This window comes from Pseudoalteromonas sp. SCSIO 43095 (assembly GCF_023650455.1).
Taxonomy (GTDB): domain Bacteria; phylum Pseudomonadota; class Gammaproteobacteria; order Enterobacterales; family Alteromonadaceae; genus Pseudoalteromonas; species Pseudoalteromonas tetraodonis.
In genome coordinates, this window is record NZ_CP087996.1 from 185764 (window position 1) to 206416 (window position 20653).

At 40.1% G+C, this 20653-nt stretch carries 18 protein-coding genes and 1 pseudogene; 12 read left to right on the forward strand and 7 right to left on the reverse strand.

Features of this window, described 5'->3' with window-relative positions:
- Positions 1–366 precede the first annotated feature (366 nt).
- From LOC50_RS15250 to LOC50_RS15260, 3 genes and pseudogenes are all read left to right on the forward strand, one after another.
- Entirely contained in the window at positions 367–711 is a 345-nt protein-coding gene (locus LOC50_RS15250) for a hypothetical protein (RefSeq protein ID WP_069439039.1), read from the forward strand.
- A complete protein-coding gene (locus tag LOC50_RS15255; RefSeq protein WP_069439040.1) occupies positions 708–2297 on the forward strand; it encodes a PepSY-associated TM helix domain-containing protein in 1590 nt (529 codons plus the stop codon). The genes LOC50_RS15250 and LOC50_RS15255 overlap by 4 nt, the downstream gene beginning before the upstream one ends.
- Positions 2294–2634, forward strand: a pseudogene (locus LOC50_RS15260) (DUF3325 domain-containing protein). The gene LOC50_RS15255 and the pseudogene LOC50_RS15260 overlap by 4 nt, the downstream one beginning before the upstream one ends.
- 206 nt (positions 2635–2840) lie before the next feature.
- On the opposite strand, the gene LOC50_RS15265 reads toward LOC50_RS15260, so the two are convergent.
- Positions 2841–3374, reverse strand: coding sequence for a lipocalin family protein (locus LOC50_RS15265; protein ID WP_036983590.1), 534 nt, complete (start codon positions 3372–3374; stop codon positions 2841–2843).
- A 68-nt stretch (positions 3375–3442) separates the two neighbouring features.
- Here LOC50_RS15265 and LOC50_RS15270 point away from each other — a divergent pair, with 68 nt between their 5' ends.
- Together LOC50_RS15270 and LOC50_RS15275 are read left to right on the forward strand one after the other, a co-directional pair.
- Entirely contained in the window at positions 3443–3898 is a 456-nt protein-coding gene (locus LOC50_RS15270) for a YaiI/YqxD family protein (protein ID WP_008110780.1), read from the forward strand.
- A gap of 1 nt (position 3899) precedes the next feature.
- The gene (locus LOC50_RS15275) at positions 3900–4436 is read left to right on the forward strand and encodes a DUF6942 family protein (RefSeq protein ID WP_069439042.1); all 537 of its coding nucleotides are present in this window, start codon (positions 3900–3902) and stop codon (positions 4434–4436) included.
- A 14-nt stretch (positions 4437–4450) separates the two neighbouring features.
- Here LOC50_RS15275 and LOC50_RS15280 read toward each other — a convergent pair whose 3' ends face one another.
- Positions 4451–5095: a LysE family translocator gene (locus LOC50_RS15280; protein WP_036983592.1), complete on the reverse strand. Its 645-nt coding sequence runs from the start codon at positions 5093–5095 to the stop codon at positions 4451–4453.
- 114 nt (positions 5096–5209) lie between these two features.
- On the opposite strand from LOC50_RS15280, the gene LOC50_RS15285 reads away from it, so the two are divergent.
- The 3 genes from LOC50_RS15285 (at position 5210) to LOC50_RS15295 (ending at position 6555) form a co-directional block, all read left to right on the forward strand.
- The gene (locus tag LOC50_RS15285; RefSeq protein ID WP_013462814.1) at positions 5210–5662 is read left to right on the forward strand and encodes an Lrp/AsnC family transcriptional regulator; all 453 of its coding nucleotides are present in this window, start codon (positions 5210–5212) and stop codon (positions 5660–5662) included.
- A 289-nt stretch (positions 5663–5951) separates the two neighbouring features.
- Positions 5952–6161 carry a cold-shock protein gene (locus tag LOC50_RS15290; RefSeq protein ID WP_008463923.1) on the forward strand — a complete coding sequence of 70 codons (210 nt, stop codon included), beginning with the start codon at positions 5952–5954 and terminating at the stop codon, positions 6159–6161.
- 184 nt (positions 6162–6345) lie between these two features.
- Positions 6346–6555, forward strand: a complete 210-nt coding sequence (locus LOC50_RS15295; RefSeq protein WP_036983594.1) for a cold-shock protein — start codon at positions 6346–6348, stop codon at positions 6553–6555.
- 100 nt (positions 6556–6655) lie between these two features.
- On the opposite strand, the gene LOC50_RS15300 is transcribed toward LOC50_RS15295, so the two are convergent.
- The 4 genes from LOC50_RS15300 to LOC50_RS15315 form a co-directional block, all read right to left on the reverse strand.
- On the reverse strand, positions 6656–7312 hold the full coding sequence (locus LOC50_RS15300) for a class I SAM-dependent methyltransferase (RefSeq protein WP_036983596.1): 657 nt from the start codon (positions 7310–7312) through the stop codon (positions 6656–6658).
- Positions 7313–7321: 9 nt separating this feature from the next.
- Positions 7322–10972, reverse strand: a complete 3651-nt coding sequence (locus LOC50_RS15305) for an AAA family ATPase (RefSeq protein WP_069439044.1) — start codon at positions 10970–10972, stop codon at positions 7322–7324.
- Positions 10969–12216, reverse strand: coding sequence for an exonuclease SbcCD subunit D (locus LOC50_RS15310; RefSeq protein ID WP_069439045.1), 1248 nt, complete (start codon positions 12214–12216; stop codon positions 10969–10971). Before LOC50_RS15310 ends, LOC50_RS15305 begins: the two co-directional genes overlap by 4 nt.
- 66 nt (positions 12217–12282) lie before the next feature.
- Positions 12283–12519, reverse strand: a complete 237-nt coding sequence (locus tag LOC50_RS15315) for a hypothetical protein (RefSeq protein WP_069439046.1) — start codon at positions 12517–12519, stop codon at positions 12283–12285.
- A gap of 404 nt (positions 12520–12923) precedes the next feature.
- On the opposite strand from LOC50_RS15315, the gene LOC50_RS15320 reads away from it, so the two are divergent.
- The 4 genes from LOC50_RS15320 (at position 12924) to LOC50_RS15335 (ending at position 18242) form a co-directional block, all read left to right on the forward strand.
- Positions 12924–15368 carry a M1 family metallopeptidase gene (locus LOC50_RS15320; protein ID WP_250654117.1) on the forward strand — a complete coding sequence of 815 codons (2445 nt, stop codon included), beginning with the start codon at positions 12924–12926 and terminating at the stop codon, positions 15366–15368.
- A gap of 2 nt (positions 15369–15370) precedes the next feature.
- The gene (locus LOC50_RS15325; RefSeq protein ID WP_250654118.1) at positions 15371–15865 is read left to right on the forward strand and encodes a DUF6702 family protein; all 495 of its coding nucleotides are present in this window, start codon (positions 15371–15373) and stop codon (positions 15863–15865) included.
- A 250-nt stretch (positions 15866–16115) separates the two neighbouring features.
- Positions 16116–16739, forward strand: a complete 624-nt coding sequence (locus tag LOC50_RS15330) for an HAD family hydrolase (protein WP_036983602.1) — start codon at positions 16116–16118, stop codon at positions 16737–16739.
- A gap of 777 nt (positions 16740–17516) precedes the next feature.
- Positions 17517–18242 (forward strand): YebC/PmpR family DNA-binding transcriptional regulator, encoded by a 726-nt coding sequence (locus LOC50_RS15335; protein WP_250654119.1) that lies wholly within the window; start codon positions 17517–17519, stop codon positions 18240–18242.
- Between the two features lie 84 nt (positions 18243–18326).
- Here LOC50_RS15335 and LOC50_RS15340 read toward each other — a convergent pair whose 3' ends face one another.
- The gene (locus LOC50_RS15340; protein ID WP_250654120.1) at positions 18327–20504 is read right to left on the reverse strand and encodes a malate synthase G; all 2178 of its coding nucleotides are present in this window, start codon (positions 20502–20504) and stop codon (positions 18327–18329) included.
- Positions 20505–20653 lie beyond the last annotated feature (149 nt).

The window sequence follows — 20653 nt, forward strand, 5'->3', positions numbered from 1 at the left end:
AGTAAAAAATCGGTTTATTTTAACAATTTTGAAAAGTAGTTAGTAAAATCGTGATCCTTTCGGTGTTTTTAAATAAAGTTATTATAAATTAGGTGGTTAGGCTTTAGTATTACAAAGCTAAAATAGTAGTAATCCCAAAGGGAGCGTATGTTAATAGCAAATAATGGGACTAAAGCATCGCTATATAGCCGTTTGCAGCGGTTATAACTGTTTGTTCAGGTGCCTTATTTCAGATCACTATTTAACTAACAGTATTAAAAGAGCCTATTTTATTCAAATGCAAATAAGAACTACTATCTTTTGTATTTGTTGGCGTTATAATATCACCATCTTTTTTTAGCTATGTTTAAAAGGAATTTGCAGTTTATGCAGGCCTCCAACCGTCTTTTAGACTTTCCCAAACCCGTTTTTTCTATGTTATGGCAATTTATGCAACGCTTTAGCTATGAATTAGCGGTTTTATCGCGTTTTTTTATTGCCATTGTTGGCGGGTATTTTTTTACAGCCGTTAGTGTGTCGCTATTAAGTGTAGTAGTGCCTGTGCCTAAAGTTGACGCGGTTTTGCTTAGTGTGTCTGCGAGTATTTTAATTTATGCCCTGGTGTTTATTTATAGCTTTTATATTCATTCATTAAAAACTGTTTGGATCAGTATTTTACTAAGTATTGCAGCGCAACTTGTCGTGTTGTCGCTATTGAAGGGATGGTTATGAAAGGGAGTTTTTTTCGTTCAATGACGTGGTTACATACATGGGTGGGTTTGCTCGTGTGTTGGTTACTGTATTTAATATTTTTTGCAGGCACTATTAGTTTTTTTAGAGATGAAGTGAGCTTATGGAATCAGCCAAGTGTCCATAATATTGAGCAGCAGGCAGATCGTATTGGCGCGCAAAAACAACAAATCGTGTCAGGTGTTGAGTATTTAAATGCGCAAGCACCTAATGCGCCTAATTGGCGTATAACGCTTCCTGAGGAGCGTATACCTTATTTAACGTATGGTTATGCAAAACCAAAAGAGCCTGGACAGCGCAGAGCCTCTTTTGAAAATACCCGTTTAGATCCAAATAATATGCAGCCTTTAGCACCCTTTGTAGATACTCGAGGAGGGAATTTCTTTTATCGCCTGCATTTTGATTTGCATTATATTGATGTAAAAACGGCACGTTGGATTGTCTGTTTTGCTAGTTTATTTATGCTCATTGCATTGATATCTGGCATCGTTATTCACAAACGTATTTTTAAAGATATGTTTGTTTTTAGAGCTAATAAAGGCAGCCGTAGTTGGTTAGATGTGCATAATTTAAGTTCGGTATTTGCCTTACCTTTTCATTTAATGATTACTTATACGGGCATTATTACCCTGATATTTATGATTTTCCCCTACCCCGCGCAAACCGTTTATGAGGATGGAATACGAGGCTTTTTTAATGATGTTTCGCCAAGTAGTCCTGCAACAGAGGCGTTGCAAGGCACTGCGCCGTTAGTGCCTATCAATACTGTTTTGGATCAGGTTTATACTAAGTGGCCAGAGGCTGATATAACTCGGGTGATTATAAATAAGCCTAATAAGGCCGCTGCGACTATTATGGTTTTGGTCAGTCCTGGAAAAACATTAAGGGATCAAGCACCGCGATTGATATTTAGTGGAGCGAGTGGTGAGCTTGTTGCTCAAACTGATGATGAACTTACCGGCAGTAAAGCGCTGTATGAGTCACTAAATTCAATGCACACTGGGCGTTTAGCAGAGCCATTATTACGTGTTTTGTACTTTTTAGGCGGCATTGCTGGCTGCATAATGATAGCCACGGGCTGTATTATGTGGGCAAAGCGCATTCGAGAGCGAATGAAAAAAAATGCCCGGCCATCATGGGGTTTAAAACTCGTCGAAGCGCTTAATTTAGGAACTTTAATGGGATTGCCCTTGGCAACGTCTGCGTTCTTTTTAGCAAACCGATTAATCAGCACACGCGCAATGGAGCGCGCGGATAAAGAGATACTTGCCTTCTTTTTAACTTGGCTGTGTGTACTTATTATCGCTTTTGTAAAGCGTGACAAGCTGCAGTGGTGTGTTATGGCGGCCATAAACAGCATTGCTTGTTTTAGTGTGCCAGTGGTTAATGCGCTAACAACACAAGGGAATATAATCAGTTATTTACGTAATGAGCAGTGGGCTTTATTTATGTTTGATAGTCTCTTTTTGTTATTTGGTTTGTTGTTTTTGTTACAAACCGAAAAATTACGTACTGCACTGCAAGCTAAAAAACCTAGCCCGATAAACACTCAGGAGCAAAAAGTATGATGGCATTGCTCCCTTTTAGTTTATGTTTGGTGGCTTTTAACTGCTTTGCACTGGCTAAGTTTAATCATTTTAAGGATGTTTTTAACAAGCGCCCTACTGATCAGCAGCGTTTAATTTTATTAAGTGTTGCTTGGATCAGTATTTTACTAAGTTTACTACTTTGTGTTAGCGAATTACACGGCTATGGCGCTCTACAGTTTTGCGGGTTTATGTCGTTAAGTGCTTTAATTATAATGATTTTTTATAGTTTTTTAGTCAATCTAACTAAGCTTTTTAACTTGCTTGTATTATTGATATTGGCCACGAGTACGTTATTTTTTGTTTAAATGGGCTTTAGTTAGTAAAAACCTGATCCCAAAGAATAGGCTAAATTGAGGTAAAAAAATGGCAAGCCATCAGGCTTGCCAATTAAAAAGGGGGATTGTCATTATGTCTTGTGCTTGCCTTTCCTTTTGCAAGTGGGGCTAATATAGCCCCTCTTTATTTAGTTTACCTTACAGTAAGGTGAACGTTTTATTATAACCTAGGGGGTGTAAACCCCCTTTACAGCGATTTTTGATTTACCCATATAATCTCATCAGTTGCAAAACCAAGCGCTTTTACTTGGTTTAAAAAGTGCTGCTTGAGCTCTTTACTCACTGTAGGTGTTCTCGATAAAAACCATAAGTAATCTTTGCTATAACTTGTAATAAACGCATATTGATAATCAGGTTGGTCGAGCTCAAAAATAATATAGGCACCATAAAACGGGCCAAAAAATGACACTTTAAAATGCCCTGTATCGGCGTTTTCTACAAATTTAGCTAAGCCTTCAGCTTCGTCCCATTTTTGTTCTTTACTAATAAACCCTTTGTTTAATACCTTTACCGTTCCATCATCGTTAATTGAATAAGTGGCTGTTACTTGCTCCATTCCTTGTTCAAAAGAGTGGTCTAATCGTGCTATTTCATACCACTTGCCTTGGTATTTCTCTAAATCAAAGTTTTTAACAGGAGTTATTCCTTCGGGGGCGCTGGTACAGGCACTGAGTAAAAACACGGTGGTAATAAATAATGCGGTTTTAAAAGCGAGTTTCATGTTGTTTCCTTTTCTTTAGAAATTGCTATAGGATCGTCTTAATACTAAAGCAATTTAAAGAACTTAGCATGAAAATTTGGGTTGATGCTGACGCTTGTCCGGTGGTAATAAAAGAAATTTTATTTAGAGCCGCAGAGCGTACGCAAACAGAAACTATACTGGTTGCAAATCATGCCATGCGAATCCCACCGTCAAAATTTATTAGCCGACTACAAGTGTCATCGGGCTTTGATGTGGCTGATGATGAAATAGTAAAACGAATAGAAAAAGGCGATTTAGTGATCACTGGAGATATTCCGCTGGCAAGTGAAGTGATTGATAATGGCGGCCAAGCACTTAATCCGCGCGGTGAGCTTTACACCACTGAAAACATTCGTTCATTACTAAATGTACGCGATTTTATGGATACTATGCGCTCAAGTGGTGTAGAAATGAGTGGTGGGCCGCCTCCATTAAGCCAAAGTGACAGACAAAACTTTGCTAATAATCTTGATCGTATTTTAGCGCAAAATAAGAGCAGTTAAAGTGAGCAGCCAGTTAATAGGGTTAGGTGATAATTCATTCAGTGTTGCTGTGTATGTAGCAAAAGCGCCCCCTATGCCTTACTTTGAAACACTTGCGCAGCTAGAGCCTGTAGTTAATGGGCAAATAAATAGCATAAACCAGCACTGTGGCAATGGCTGGCGAAAAGTCTTTAATGTGTACGCCAAGGTGTTATTTGCGCTGCCAAGCGAGTATTACGCTTTTGCTAAACAAGCCGTGAGTTGGCAAGCATATCGCGATGAGCTGTTGTTACAGCAACATAGCGGTACTGCATTACTATTTAGTGCGCCGGTGCTTACTGAGCATAAAAATCAATTGCACATTATTGCAGGAAGAACTCACGCTAAAAACTTGATACAACAAGGTAAGTTAAACGCCCAACTTGATTGGCTTGATGATGAGTTTGCTATAGATAAAAGCCAGAATATTATTGTATGCCCCTATTTTGATTATAGGCAGCTGAGTAATATTAAAATTGCCCGTTTGAGTGAATTAGTGGCTCAGTTGCGAATAATCTAAGCCACTTTCGTTTTTTAGGTAAGTGTTACGCTCAGTGTGTTAGCGCTATCAACTAGCATGAGCGAGCCCAAAATAAATAGGATGCAGGCCGATGCACGGCCAAATTTTAGTGAGAGCGCCGGATTATTGCTGAGGATTTTTCTGGCACTTACCCCTATTAACCAATATACCAGCGCACAGCCAACTAAATGAATAATGCTAAGTACCAGCAATTGTTCAGTAATAGAAAATGACAGTGTTGGTAAAACAAACTGCGGCAATAAGGCTAAAAATAACAGCATCACTTTGGGATTCAAGCCACTAATTATAAAGCCCTTTCTCATCCACTTTAGGGGCGTGTCTGAGGTGTGTTCTTGGCCATCGTTATAGGCTGCAGGCATTGGAGGAAATCGGTACAGTGATACGGCAATCCAAATGATATACAAAGCACCAAATAAGGTTAACAGCTTTATAAACATGGCATGCGATGCTAATAACGCGCCTAAACCTACCACCACTATTAAACTGGCCATTAAATGCCCAAGTATTAATCCTGACACCGCAGGAATGATTTTATCACCCGCTATACCTGCACTGATTGTATAAGCCCAATCGGCACCGGGGGTAAGTACAAACAAGATTGATACCAGCCAAAAAGAAAAAATAATATTAATATCCATACGTATCCATGCGCTAAAACCCAAAATAAGTGAGCTGCTATTTTATTTCTTTCTGATGAGTAAAAGTTACTGTATTTTACTGACATAAGCGTTCATTTTAGGAAATAATCAACTATGGATACCATAGATAGGAAAATTCTTGCTGAGTTGCAAGTTGATGGCAGGCTCACCCTTTCTGAATTGGCTGATCGTGTTGGGCTAAGCGTGTCACCTTGTCATCGTCGTGTAAAAGAGCTTGAGAAAAGCAAAGCAATTGTTGGCTACAGAACAGAAATATCACCGGAGAAGGTTGGTTTAAACTTTTCTGCGTTAGTATTTATTACTATTAAAGAAGGTGATAAAGCGTCGTTAAGCAAATTAGAGCAAGCAGTCGATGCTATCCCTCAGATCACCAATGCACAACGCTTATTTGGCACCCCTGATTACTTATTACACGTCGTTACTAAAGATTTAGCCGCGTTTCAGCAACTCTACGATGACAAGCTATCAGCCTTACCGGGTGTACAACGTTTAACCTCAACCATTGTGATGAAAGATATTGTAAGAGCGCGTAACTTGCACTTTTAACAGGTTATGTTTTACACGAACTTTAAAAAGTTAAGCCGATGACGCTGCAAAGCCTATGGCAGCGGGCTTTGCCTAAATAGGTAAAAATAAAGTGTAAATAAAGCTTGTTATAAAGTGTATTGCTGTTATTCTGCTTGCCATCGGGTTGATAGAAAGCCCTGTTTATTTGTAAGTACCTCGTTGTTATTAGTAATAATCCTTCGCGATATCCTCAAGTTAAATGTTTGTTTTCTTCCTGTTAAACGCCTATTTTAAGGCAAATTTTTTATTATTTTTTTAGGATATTATTATGTCTAATACAACTACTGGTACAGTAAAATTTTTCAATGAAGCAAAAGGTTTTGGTTTTATTGAGCAAGAATCTGGCGCAGACGTTTTCGCACATTTCAGTGCTATCTCTGGCGACGGTTTCAAAACATTAGCCGAAGGCCAAAAAGTACAGTTTACTGTAACGCAAGGTCAAAAAGGCCCGCAAGCTGAAAACATCGTTTGCATCTAAATAGTTTTAATTGATGGGTTAGTGTTAACCCATCAATACTTATAAGTTTGAAAGAAGTTTTGTTTTATTTGTTAGTACCCCGTTGTTTTAGTAATAATCCTACGCGATATCCTCAAGTTAACTATTTTTTCGGCTCAATCGCCTCTTTTCAGGCACACTTTAATTAATTTTTAGGATACATATTATGTCTAATACAACTACTGGTTCAGTAAAATGGTTTAACGAAGCAAAAGGTTTTGGTTTTATCGAGCAAGAATCTGGCGCAGACGTTTTCGCACATTTCAGTGCTATCTCTGGCGACGGTTTCAAAACATTAGCCGAAGGCCAAAAAGTACAGTTTACTGTAACGCAAGGTCAAAAAGGCCCGCAAGCTGAAAACATCGTTTGCATCTAAATATAGAGGGAGTGGGCTTTAAAGCGCACTCACCCCGCTTAAACTCGTGTTAAGCAATAAAGCTAATATCATTATGATATTAGCTTTTTTTGACAAAAATTTATACAACGTAACCGCTAAAGCCAAGTGCTTTAAAATAAAGCTTTGGAATACCAAATCCACATTCATTCAGTAGTTCACTAAAGCGCATACGATCTAGGGGGTAAAACTCTCTTTCGAGGTTATGCCCCATTTGAGTTTTGCCTGCTTCAGTTAGGCCTAATTGAGCACAGGTGTTTAATTGTGACTCACGTTCAAATGTTGTTTCTGGGCGCATTAAATCAGCAATATAAAGATTCGCTCCTTTTTTAAGGTTAGCTTTAATGCTTTTAAGAATTTGTTTTTTGTCGCCGTTATCTTCTACAAAATGCATCACCAGTAAACATAATACGGCGTCTGCTTTCGCTTTTACTTTATCAACTGGGCTACATTCAATAGTGACACGGCTATCAATACCTTGCTCTGCAAAGCGTTGTTTTGCAATATCGAGCATATCACTGGAGATGTCTTGGGCAGTAAACTGCCATTTAGGATTCATTTTTGCTAATGCTAATACTTCCTTACCTGTGCCGGCACCAATCACTAAAATGTGTGCATCGTCGCTTAACGTGGTTTGCAGCTGTGCATTGGTTAGTTGATGAAGTAGCTCATAGCCTGGGACTAAACGGGTAATGCGGTTATCATATTCTTGTGCTTCTTCGCCTGTGAAAGTGGGCATGCTGTCTCCTTAAATTACGTTTATGGTGGAGTATCCACCCGGTTTTTTAGCGACATGAATTTGCGTAGCAACGCGTTCGCTCATTTCACTTACATGTGAAATTACACCGACCTTTCTACCTTGCGCTTGCAATGAATCTAGCGCGTCCATGGCAATACTGAGTGTTTCACTATCTAGTGTTCCAAAGCCCTCGTCAACAAATAACGAGTTAATTTGCACTTTGTTCGAAGATAGTGAGGCAAGTCCCAGTGCTAATGCCAACGACACTAAAAACGATTCACCGCCAGATAGCGTATTGACCGATCGTTGTTCATCGGCCATATCGCGGTCGATAATGGCTATATCAAGTGACTCAGCAATTGCAGTGAGCTCATAACGCTTGTTAAGGGTTTTTAAATGGCTATTAGCATAATGCAGCAATATTTTGAGTGTTTGTGTTTGCGCTAAATTGCGCATTGTTTTGCCTGTGGCATCGCCTAGTACTTTATTAAGTAAATGCCATTGGTCGACTTGTTGCTTGAGCTGGCTCAGTTCAGCTTGTTTACCCTCAAGCGCTTTTGCATTTTGGTTGTGCTGCTCAATCGCGGTATTGATGGTGAGTAAGCTATTTTGCAATTGTGTTTGCTGGGTATCTAAGTGGGTTTGTTGCTCAATTAGCTGTGCTTCGCTTTGCGTTGGCTGATTATTTTGTTGATGCTGTTCATTAGCTTGTTGCTGTTGTTTTAACGCGGCACTGGCATCAACGACTGCTTGCGATAGTTGCTCGCCTTGCTTTAACTGAGTTTTAATATCGTCGTTGCTGATAGTTAGTAAAAATGTGACTTGTTCATGACTGATATCGCCATGAAGGATGTTAAATTCTTTAAACCAGTCGTTGTAACGCGTTTCAAGCATCACTAACTCTTGGTGGTTATCTGCCAGACGATGCTCAAGGTTTTTAAGCGTGATGGCGTGTTCATCGCGCTGTTTTACGGCACTGTCGTGTGCTTGTTGGCTGGCACTTAATTGGTTTTGGCAGTGCTCTAGCTGTGCTGACAGTTTAGCTTGGTAGTCATCGGCGCTAATAGTTTGGTTATCAAATAAGGCTAAGCGCTGTTGCTGCGTATTATTGTGCTGTTGCTGTGTTTGAGTTAATTCTTCATTGAGCGTGTTAACTCGCTGCTCTGCTTTGGTTATAAGCGGTGTTAGTTGTTGTAACTGTACATTGGCGCTGTCGAATTGTTTTTGACTTTGCTCAAGCTGTGCTTGGATTTGCTGATATTGTTCTACCTGCTGAGCTAAATCGCTAAGCGGTAACGATCCTGCTTGCAATGCGTGCCAAAAATCACTGTGTTCAAAATGTAAATTGAGCTCTTTTATAAGCGCTTCGCTTTGAGTTGCTAGTTCATCGCATTTGTTATTAAGCTGAGATTGCTGATTGCTCAGCTCAACATGCTGTGTATTTAAATGTTGCTGTGTCGCTTGTTCTTTTTTAACTGTGCTTTGCAGCTGGTTAACAGTTTCTTGCAAATTACTGAGCTGTTTTTGCGCCGAAAAATACTCTGTTTTTTGTGCACTTAATTGCTTATAAGTTTCATCAAGCTGCTCAACTGTTAATTCATTAAGCTCGGTTTTAGCCGCTTGCATGGTATTTTTAATTTCCAGCATTTTGGCTTGTGCATCACTAATGGCTTGGCTGTACTGAGCATGCTCTGCCACCAAAACCGCGTGTTGTGTTTGGTGTTGATGAAGCTGTGTTTGAGCATTTTGGTGTTGTTGCTTTTCGTTATTATATGCATTTTCAAAGTCGGTTATTAGGTTTGTAAAAGGTTGGCTTTGATTGCTCGCGAACGGGTGCTCTGTAGCCCCACAAACGGCACACGACTCATTTGGAACCAGTTGTGCGCGTAAATGCTCAACATGCTCACTGGCACGAAGCCGCGCTTGATTGAGTGCTTGCTCTGCGTGTTTAAGTGCCTGCTCTTTGCTGGTTAAATGCGTAAGCAGCGTAGTTTTAGTGTGTTCACTGTGGCTGAGCTTTTCTGCCACATCACGTTGCTGTTGCACCGTGTGTTTTAATTCTTGGTTAAACTGCTTATAGTGTGTGCGCTGATCTTTTAAATAATCAATGTTTTTAAGCTTACTGTCGCATTGTTCAATATTAAATTGAGCGTGCTGCTGGTTTAGCTTATTTAGGCTTTGCTGCTGCGTTGTAAGCGTTTGCTCTGCTTGTTCGAGTTGTTTATTTTGCTCGCTAAGTTTCGCTGTGAGTATTGTTTGTTGCTCTGCATGAGACTGGGCTTGCTGCTGGGTTGTTTTTAGTTGTGTCTGAGTATTAAAAAACTGCTTAAAGCTATGATGAAAATAGCTCCAATCAGTTGCCAATGGCTTTAATTGACTCTGCTCGTTTAACCAGTGCTGATGCCCTGCGATTTGCGTTGTGGCTTGCTCTGCACTTATTTTGTTTTGTTGTAGCTGCTGTTGTAAATCGCTTAATTGTTGCTGCTCTTTGGTACTTTGTTGAGTCAGACTTTTTATAGTTTGGTTATATATTGCTAATTGGCTGTCGAGCACTCGCGCTTTTGCAATCAGAGGCTCTGCTGTTAGCTTTTGTTGTTTTGCTGTATCTAATTCGTTTTGCTGTTTTTTAACGTTATTGGCTTGCTCGGTGATCAGCGCGTTGTGATCAAGCTCGTTTAATTGTTTTATTTGTGTATTTAACTGGCTATTTTGCGCTGTTAAGCGTTTACAGCGCTGGCGGTTATCTTTAATTTCAAGCGCACTTTGCGCTTGTTTTGCTTGCTCAGTTTGCGCTTTAACAGCATTGAGTGCGGCATGTGCTTGTTGCTCGCTTTGCTGAGCATTTTTTAATGCCAGCTCCAAGCTATGTGCTTGCTTATACCAATTAACGCCTTGCTCTGTCGTTGCTAAAGTTGTTTTAGTGTGTTCAATTTGTTGTTTTAAATCAGCCAGTGTTTGTTGTTTTTCACTCAGCTCATCGTCAGACAATAACGTATAACTGGCTAAACTTGCCGTTAGTAATTCAAATTTATCTTTAATAGCTTTGTTGCGCTCAAATATACGCTGCCCTATTCGACTAAATTTATCGGTGCCAGTCAGGCACTCTAAAAGCTGCGCGCGCTCATCGCCAGTGGCTTTTAAAAAGGCGGCAAACTCATGTTGTGCTAGTAACACCGCACGCGAGAACTGCTCAAAGGTTAAACCTATTTTATTTTCTATGGCTTTTAAGGTGCCACTTTTGTCAGCAATTAAGGTTTCATCGGGTAGGCTATGTAAAGTATGTTCGGCCACTTTAAGTTTGCCGGTTACTTTTTTATGTGTACGTTGAATACTATAACGTGCTCTGTAAAGTTGTTGGTCTTGGCCACTAAAATCTACTTCGGCGTACCCTTCCCATTTGCCACGGCGCAATAAATTGCGGGCATCGTTAAGCTTGATGTTATCGCCATTAAAATCAATTAAGTTACCTTTATCGCCTTTCAAACGCGCAGTTTTTGTATAAAGCGCTAAGCAGATAGCATCGAGTACGGTGCTTTTACCTGCGCCGGTGTCACCTGTAATGGCAAAGAGGCCTGCGTCTTTGAGTGGCGAGGCTAAAAAGTCGATTTCGGCATCGGCAATGGAGGCTAAATTATGAATACGAACAGCCGTTATTTTCATAGCAGTTGATCCTGTTCAAGTTCTTCAATTACCTCGGTTAACAGTGCTTTTAATTCATTTGGCACGGTTGCTGCGGCCATATCTTTATCATTATTAAATGCTTGTTCGAGTAAGCTAATTGGGTTGAGCATTTCAACAAAGCTTAAATCTTCAAATACCGTTTCTGAGGAATTACTCATTTGCTGGTCACGAACTCGCTCTATGCCACAAAAATTAACTTGTTTTCCTTTAAGTGCTTGCTCAATTTGTTCTCGAAAGGTGGTATCGATATCACTTGATTTAAGTTTTACTCGTAAGTAGGGAGCCATGTCGTATTGCTCTGTATCGAGTGCTTTTATTTGCTCACACAGCTGCGCTAAAGGTACACATTCTCCTTCAGGAAGTACAATTACTTCAGCTAAACGCGGAATGTAAAGGGGGTTTACAGTGGTGTTTAACGGTTGGTTTTTTTGCGCGCTAAATTCAACCACATTTACTAGATGGGTATACTTTCTCTCTGAAAACGACATTGGAATAGGCGTGCCGCTGTAACGTATTTGCTCATTTTTAGCTACTAGTTGGGCTTTATGTAAATGGCCTAGTGCGACGTAATTGGCATGTTTACCAAATACCGACGCTGAAATAGCTTCTTCACCGCCAATGACCAAATTACGTTCAGAGTCATTGGAAATATTACCGCCTTTTGCATGCAAATGACCCATAACAATTAAAGGCGTATTTTCAGCGTTAAGTGTTAGCGCATGTTCAAGAGCAAGTTCATAGGCTTTTGCAACGCCTTGTGCGTAACTAGGGCCATCTTTGGTTTGGCTAAGCGTGCTTATGTCACTGGTGCGTAAAAAAGGCATAGCAAGTACCACAGCGCGTTTATCATCGTTATTAATCGTTATCACAACGTCACTGGGTTTAGCAGGATCAAACCGCCCTACCACATAAGTATCAAACTGGGCTAATAAGGGCTGTGCAGCCAAAATACGATTAGCGGAGTCATGATTACCCGCAATAATAACAACGTGTAATTGTGGGCACTGGGCTTTGGCGTTTTTTATAAATTGATAGAGTTGGTTTTCGGCGCTAGCACTGGGGGTGGCGGTATGATAAATATCGCCTGCAACAAGCAATAAATCGATTTGTTGGCTAACGAGGGTGGTTAATAACCAAGAGAAAAAAGCATGATGTTCATGACGGCGATCATGTTCATAAAATTGCTGACCTAAGTGCCAGTCTGAAGTGTGAAGAACTTTCATTTTGCGCTCTTAAAAAACCATAAGAGCGCCAATATACCCAAGGCAATTAAAGATGCAAGTATCGCTTTAGGTTAAAGTATACCAAGCAATAAAAATAAGGGGCAAAGCAGCAAGGGCTATTGTTAAAGGCCACTTTAATGCCTTCGCTTTTTTGGCCTGTAATACTGCTAGTGCGTTTGTTTCATTACAAGCAGCCACTTTATCAATATACAGGTAGCCTGAGTTAATATACTGCTTACAATTTTGCACGTCTGCAGGTATTGCAATTAGTTTTTGCTGCTTTTTTAGGACATAAAAATCCATAAACTCACCACACTTAATACGACTAGTTAGAACAAAAAATATTTGAGAGAAACACTAAAAAAGTACCCTCAAATTAAAAAAGTGGGCGATTCTAATTACAAACCATAGTAAAGATCAACCTAAAACTGCGTTTTTTAGTATTTTTAATGAAAATAGCTGTGTTTTTTCATTTTATCTCTACTTTTAGTGATACTCAGCCTATTTTGTAAACCCCCTTTACAGCTTAGTTTTTTATGTAAATTGCTAAACAATTTAGTTAAATGTTGTTGTGTAAAACCGTGTTTTTTATATTTGCATAAAGGTGTGGAATATCACCCTATAAAAGTAGGGTTTTATCGCTATTTTATTGAAGCTTAGCTGTAAATTTGTCACAGTAGCGTCACTAAAATCGATCAGGATTAACAATGAAGAAAAATTTATTTACATTGAGTGCATTTGTATTGCCTTTGGCAATGGCGAGCTCTGTGATGGCCTCATCTGTTGAACAGACTAAAGGCAGTTATGTTGATAAGTTTCGTCAACTAGATGAAGCTTTACCTACGCCTAATGTTTACCGCAGTGCAGCAGGTGCCCCTGCTGAAAATTATTGGCAGCAACGCGTTGATTACGATATTGATGTAAAGCTTGATGAGCAAAAGCGTCGCTTAACGGGGAGTCAAACAATTGAATATAAAAATAACTCACCCCATACGCTTAAATATTTATGGCTTCAACTTGACCAAAACATTTTTAAAAATGACTCGATTGCAGAAACCACGCAAACTTTTAAAAGTACCCTACAAAACGAGCCTGATGCTAAGCCTGCTAAATTAAGTTTAGGTGATTTACGTCGTCAGCAGTTTATGAACGACAACGAGCTGGGTTACACCATTAGCAATGTTAAAGATGAAGATGGTAAAGCGCTGCGTGTAACGGTTGTTGATACTCTAATGCGTATAGATTTAAACACGCCACTTAAACCAGGTAAAGATGTTGAGTTTAGTATGGACTTTGCGTTTAACCTCGTTGAAGAAGACGCGGTAGGCGCACGTGCAGGTTACGAGCATTTTGAAGAAGACGGTAACGATATTTTCTTAGTTGCACAGTGGTTTCCTCGCTTAGCGGCTTACACCGATTACGAAGCATGGACAAACAAACCGTTTTTAGGCAGTGGTGAGTTCACTTTAGAGTTTGGTGACTACGATGTTGAAATTACGGTTCCTGCGGATCATATTGTATCAGCAACTGGTAAGCTTGATAACCCAAGCTCGGTATTGACCAGCACTCAGCGCAAGCGTTTAAAAGAAGCTGAAACAGCAAAACGCCCTGTGTTTGTTGTTACCGAAGAAGAAGCGCTCGAAAACGAAAAAGCCGGTACAGACAAAACAAAAACATGGCATTTTAAAGCAGAAAATGTTCGTGACTTTGCTTGGGCATCATCACGTAAATTTATGTGGGATGCTAAAGGTTACCAGCAAGGTGGTGATGAACAGCCACTCGTTATGGCGATGTCGTTCTTCCCTAAAGAAGGTGGCGACTTATGGAAGAAATACTCAACTGAAGCGGTTGTACACACGATGGAAGTGTATTCACAGTATTCATTTGATTACCCATACCCAACTGCGCAGTCAGTTAATGGCCCTGTAGGGGGGATGGAATACCCAATGATCACCTTTAATGGTCCACGTACAGATTTACAAGACGATGGTACACGCACTTACTCTCAAGCAGAAAAGCGCTTTTTAATTGGGGTTGTTATCCACGAGGTGGGGCATATTTACTTCCCAATGATTGTAAACTCAGATGAGCGCCAATGGACTTGGATGGATGAAGGTTTAAATAGCTTTTTAGACGGTGTGGCTGGGCGTGAATGGGATCCAACCATTCCTTGGGGTGTTGAACCACGTGACATTGTGGCGTACATGAAGTCAGAGACTCAAGTGCCTATCATGACGCAATCAGACAGTGTGCTTCGTTTAGGCCCTAACGCCTATACTAAACCAGCTGCGGCATTAAATATTTTACGTGAAGTGATTTTAGGGCGTGAATTATTTGATTTTGCGTTTAAAGAATATGCTCAGCGCTGGAAATATAAGCGCCCTACTCCGGCTGATTTTTTCCGTACTATGGAAGAAGCGTCAGGTGTTGATTTAGATTGGTTCTGGCGTGGTTGGTTCTACACCACAGACCATGTTGATATCTCGCTTGATAAAGTATATCAATTACGGTTAGACACAAAAAACCCTGATATCGACTTTAAACGTTTACGTGATATTGAAGCAAATAAGCCAAGTTCATTATTTGTTGAGCGTAATCGCGCTGAAGGTAAAAAAACCTGGGTTGAGAAAAACCCAGATGTAACCGATTTTTATGACGAAAACGATCGCTTTACGGTTACCAATAAAGAGCGTAATTCATACAATAAATTTTTAAAAGGCTTAAAACCGTGGGAGCGTAAAACCCTCGATCGCGCGCTAGAAGAAGACAAAAACTACTACGTGATGGAGTTTTCAAACCTCGGTGGCTTAGTGATGCCAATTCTTTTAGAGCTAACGTATGAAGATGGCACTAAAGAGGAACGTTATATTCCTGCAGAAATTTGGCGTCGTAATCACAAAAACGTACAAAAGCTGATTATTACCGACAAAAACAAACCGCTTACCTCAGTAACGGTTGATCCAGGCTGGGAAACAGCGGATGTTGATGTAGAAAATAACCACTACCCACGCCGTATTATTCCTTCGCGTATTGAAGTCTACAAACGTGAAAAGAGCAAGGCAAAAGTAAGCCGTGACATTATGCAAGATATCAAAACAGAGCTGAAAAAAGACGAGCCAAAAGACGAAAAAAATAACGACGAGGATCAATAATAATGCGCTTTTTGCTTATTATTGTTTGTTTTTTAATTGCTGCGCCAAGTATGGCGCATCAATTAAAATCATCCGTTACAACGGTGTTATTTAATCAGCGTACGCACAATATTGAATTGATGCATCGTTTTTATTTACATGATACAGAGCATGCTGTTAGTAACTTGTTTAAAAGCAAAGTGGATATTATGAGTAACAAGCGTGACCAAAAACGCTTTGCCAAGTATGTTGAATCTCATGTTGCCTTACAAACCTTGAGCGGTGAGCCCCTCCCCCTTAATTATGTAGGTGCACAAGTGGATGGTAAGTTTTTTTGGGTGTACCAAGAAGCTGCTATTCCCGATAAAATTGAGGGCATTAGAATGAGTCATGGTGCACTGCGTGATTTGTGGCCTGCACAAGTGAATATGGTGAACGTTGAAGGGCGAGGAAAGATCAAAACCTTAAACTTTAGCCAAGACGATACCTGGCTTGAAGCGAAATTTGAGCCGAAATAACCACTATTATTGCGCACCTTTAGAGGGTGCGCACTTTCCTTTATAGCTGATCGAGTTAATTAATTGCATCGTAAAGTCTTTACTATACCAGTTATACAAACCCAAACTATTATGTTATCAAACTAACTATAATTAAATTTCAATGGACTGAGCTGTTTTTATATGTTTATTGATATACTTTTTATTAAAGGTTTAGATAACCTAAGCCAAACCTAGCATACTGAGCTAATTATTTAGCGCAAGGAATGAAATGAAAACGCAAATTGAGGCAATCAAAGGTGTTATTTTTGATTTAGACGGAACTTTAGTATCTTCAGAATTAAACTTTTCATTGATAAAAGCCCAAGTAGGTTGCCCTGCAGAGCAAGACTTACTCGATTACATAGAACAACTACCTTCCCCCTATATGCGTGAAGAAGCAATGAATATAGTGCATCAGCATGAGTTGTTAGATGCACAATCGGCTAAGCTTCTACCTGGCGTTTTAGAGGCTGTTAAAGCGCTACAAGCTAAAAACATACCTATGGCCATTGTTACACGTAATTTTGATAAAGCGGCCACACTAAAGTTGCAACACAACCCATTGCCAATAGAAATGGTACTCACTCGAACTGAAGCTCCGGCCAAACCCGATCCGAGTGCTTTATTAATGATTGCAAGGCAGTGGTCCATGCCCGTTGATAATGTTATTTACGTTGGTGATTATTTATATGACATACAAGCTGCTCATAATGCAAAAATGCGAGCCTGTTTATATGCTCCTGATGCAACCCTAACCCCTGCCTATGCCGAGCAAGCCGATTTTGTCATTCATGCGTTTGATGAATTGGTAACATTAATTGACAATTATGCTGAAAAAGTGAGGGTCTGTTGACCTTTCAAGGTTGAATTTGCAGCAGTCTGTTTGGTATTTAGGCAAGGCAGAGCCTATCTATACCCAAATTACCTTAATCTGCGAGTTTCAGTTGGAATTAAAAGCTATTTTGACAAGGCATTGATTGAAAATAATGGTTATTCCCTTGTTAAAATCAATAACGCAGTATAAATAGCTTTTAAACCAACCCGTAGGGCGTTTCACAGAAACTTACTCCCTTCGTTGTTCCTTTTTAAAAGGGACGACCATTATTGCAAAGGGAACGCCTTGATATTAAGTCCCCGTGAAACGCTGAATTCTGTATATTAAGGCAATTTGGGTATAATGTGGTTATTCCCCATAAATAGGCGATAACGCAGCATCAATGCCAAACAGGCGTTGCCCGGAGGGTTCTGCCTAGGGGCAATTAACTCTTTGTTGCCTACATGGATGTAGGTAAGGGGCGTGAGCAGGACGCGGAAGCTTTGCTCGGTTTTGACTTATTCTTACATGGATGTAAGTCAGTAGAATAACGCAGGAGCAGTTATCGAGCCCACTAGGTTACAAATCTTGCGCCGCGATTAAATTGTCCCTAGTTTGAACAAATATCAATCCGCAAAGGTTAACAGACCCTGATTATGTTAAATTGAGCTTCGTTTTTATTTATTTAATGACAGTGGGTATTATTTAAATTAATCCCCCGCTGCTTTTGCACAGCATAACATGTTGAACCACTAGCCCAATACGCTTTGAATTGGTAAAATATCAAAAACAGAACGTATTCAATAGAGGCACAAGATGGGCAGAGCATTTGAAGTCCGCAAAAATTCGATGGCAAAAACAGCCAATGCGAAAACTAAAGTAAATTCAAAGTACGGTAAAGAAATTTACGTTGCAGCCAAAAGTGGTGAACCTGATCCCGATGTAAATCAAACATTGCGCCGCTTAATTGAAAAAGCCAAAAAAGACCAAGTTCCTGCGCACGTAATCGAAAAAGCAATTGAAAAAGCAGCCGGTGGGGCAGGGGAAGATTACTCTTCAGCCCGTTACGAGGGTTACGGCCCTGGTAATTGTATGGTGATTGTTGACTGTTTAACCGATAACCCAAACCGCACAATTAAAGATGTACGTTTACCGTTTACTAAAACAGATTCAAAAATAGGTACACCTGGGTGTGTTGCACATATGTTTGATCACCTTGCTGTTTTAGGATTTGCAGGCGACGACGACGAAGTTGTGTTAGAAGCCCTGATGATGGCTGACGTTGATGTAATCGATGTAGAAGCCGAAGATGGCAAGGTATCGGTATTTGCACCGCATACTGAGTACTTTAAAGCTAAAAAGGCATTAGAAGAAGCATTTGAAGGCATTAACTTTGAAGTTGATGAAATTACCTTTGTGCCACAAGTACATGTTGAAATTACAGATGAAGAAGTCATTGCCAACTTTGATAAATTTATCAATATGCTTGAAGATTGCGATGACGTACAAAATGTTTATCATAACGCGACTATTAAAAATTAATTCGTAGCTAGTGAATAGTGATTATTCACTAGCGTTATAAAAAAATCAGCTTATTGATTTTTTATTTTTAGGTTAAGTTTTAAGTTAGTGCTGTGCTTTATATTTCAAGCGGTAGCTGTGTAGTAGCGGCTCTGTGTAACCGCTCGGTTGACTAACCCCTTCAAATACCAGTGCTAAAGCAGCTTGATACGCAATACTTTTAGCTAATGTCTGCTCAGTAGTTGCCATGGGAATGTAAAGGCTGTCATGTTCATTTTGGCCATCAACAACCTTAGCCATTTTTGCCATCACTTTTTGTACTTGCTCTTTGCTACATACACCATGATGTAGCCAGTTGGCGATATGTTGGCTTGAAATACGTAAAGTGGCTCTGTCTTCCATTAAACCAATATGATTAATGTCAGGCACTTTAGAGCAGCCTATTCCTTGGTCAATCCAACGTACTACGTACCCTAAAATACCTTGCGCGTTGTTTTCAAGCTCGCTTTGAATATCTTCTTTTGATAGCGTTTCAGGGTTTGGCATGAGCGGCGGTGTAAGTAAGCTCTCTAGGCTTGCTATTTGACGCGTGGCAATGCTTTGCTGCAGGCTAAATACATTAACATCATGATAATGCATTGCGTGTAATGTGGCGGCAGTAGGGGAGGGCACCCAAGCGGTATTTGCGCCAGATTGAGGGTGCGCTATTTTTTGCTCCATCATCATCGCCATTTTATCTGGCATTGCCCACATACCTTTACCAATTTGCGCTTTATGGCTTAAGCCACAGGCTAGGCCAATATCAACGTTGCGATCTTCGTAAGCGCTGATCCAAGGCTGTGCTTTAATAGCCGCTTTCGGCAGCACAACACCCGCTTGCATTGAGGTATGAATTTCATCGCCAGTGCGGTCTAAAAAGCCAGTGTTAATAAACACAACACGCTCTTTTGCTGCATGAATACAGGCTTTTAAGTTGGCTGATGTACGACGTTCTTCATCCATAATACCCATTTTAAGGGTGTTTTTAGGCAAACTCAGTGCCTCTTCAACCATACCAAATAAAGTATTAGCAAAGGCGACTTCATCAGGGCCATGCATTTTCGGTTTTACAATATTAATACTTTGCGCGGTTGAATTTTTAATCGTGTTTTTAGTGTTTAAATCGTGCAAAGCAGCTGTTGCGGTGAACATGGCATCCATAATGCCTTCAAACACATCATTGCCGCTTACATCCGTAATGGCTGGATTTGTCATTAAATGTCCCACGTTACGCACAAACATCATACTGCGCCCTTTGAGGGTCAGTTTTTGGCCATCAAGTCCTGTATATTGTCGGTCAGCTTGTAACGTGCGGTCGACCATTTTGTCGCCTTTTCTAAACGTTTCAACCAAGTTGCCTTGCATTAAACCAAGCCAGTTTTTGTAAACTTGTACTTTATCTTCTGCATCCACTGCGGCAACCGAGTCTTCACAATCCATAATGGTTGTTAGTGCGGCTTCTAGCACCACATCTTTTAGCCCTGCTTTATCTGCTTGACCAATAGGATGGTGATGGTCTATTTGCAGCTCAATATGCAATCCATTGTTTTTAAGTAAAATAACACTCGGGTTTTGTGCTTCACCTTGATAGCCAATCAGTTGCTCAGGGCTTTTAAGTGTGGTGTGTGAACTGTCGCGCAGGGTAATAGCAAGGGCGCCGTCAACAATAGAATAGTTAGTACTTTCAATATGCGAGCCATTTTCAAGCGGTAATGCTTTGTCTAAAAACTGCCTTGCGTAAGCCATTACTTTAAAGCCACGAACAGGGTTGTATTGGCTGCCTTTTTCGGCGCCGTCGTCTTCGCTCAAAACATCGGTTCCATATAAAGCATCGTATAACGACCCCCAACGTGCATTAGCAGCATTAAGCGCAAAGCGTGCATTACTAACCGGCACCACTAGCTGTGGCCCTGCAATCAACGCTATTTCTGGCTCTACATTTTGAGTTTCAATACTAAAGTTTTCAGGCTCATCAACTAGGTAGCCAATATCTTTTAAAAACGCTTGATACTGAGCTTGGTCAGCATTTTTATTTGCAAGGTGGTAGTCATCAATTTGCTTTTGTAGCTGTTCACGCTTAGCCAGTAGTGATTTGTTCAATGGTGTAAGTGTTTGCACTATGTGGGCAAAGCTTTTCCAAAACTGGTGTTCATCAAGATGGGTACCAGGTAATAATTGTTTTTTAACAAATTCAGCAAGTTGCTTATCAACGCTGAGTCCTGAATGGGTGAGAGTGTGGCTCATAATTAATATCCTTAAACGGTCCGACAGTGTGCAATTTTTTATATGCGTACACCTACCATATCGCAAAAAAGTGGCTTTGAATGCTTTTTAGTCATTCACTATATGTATAGCCGCAATAAAAACTATAAATTTACTAAATCTAAAAAATA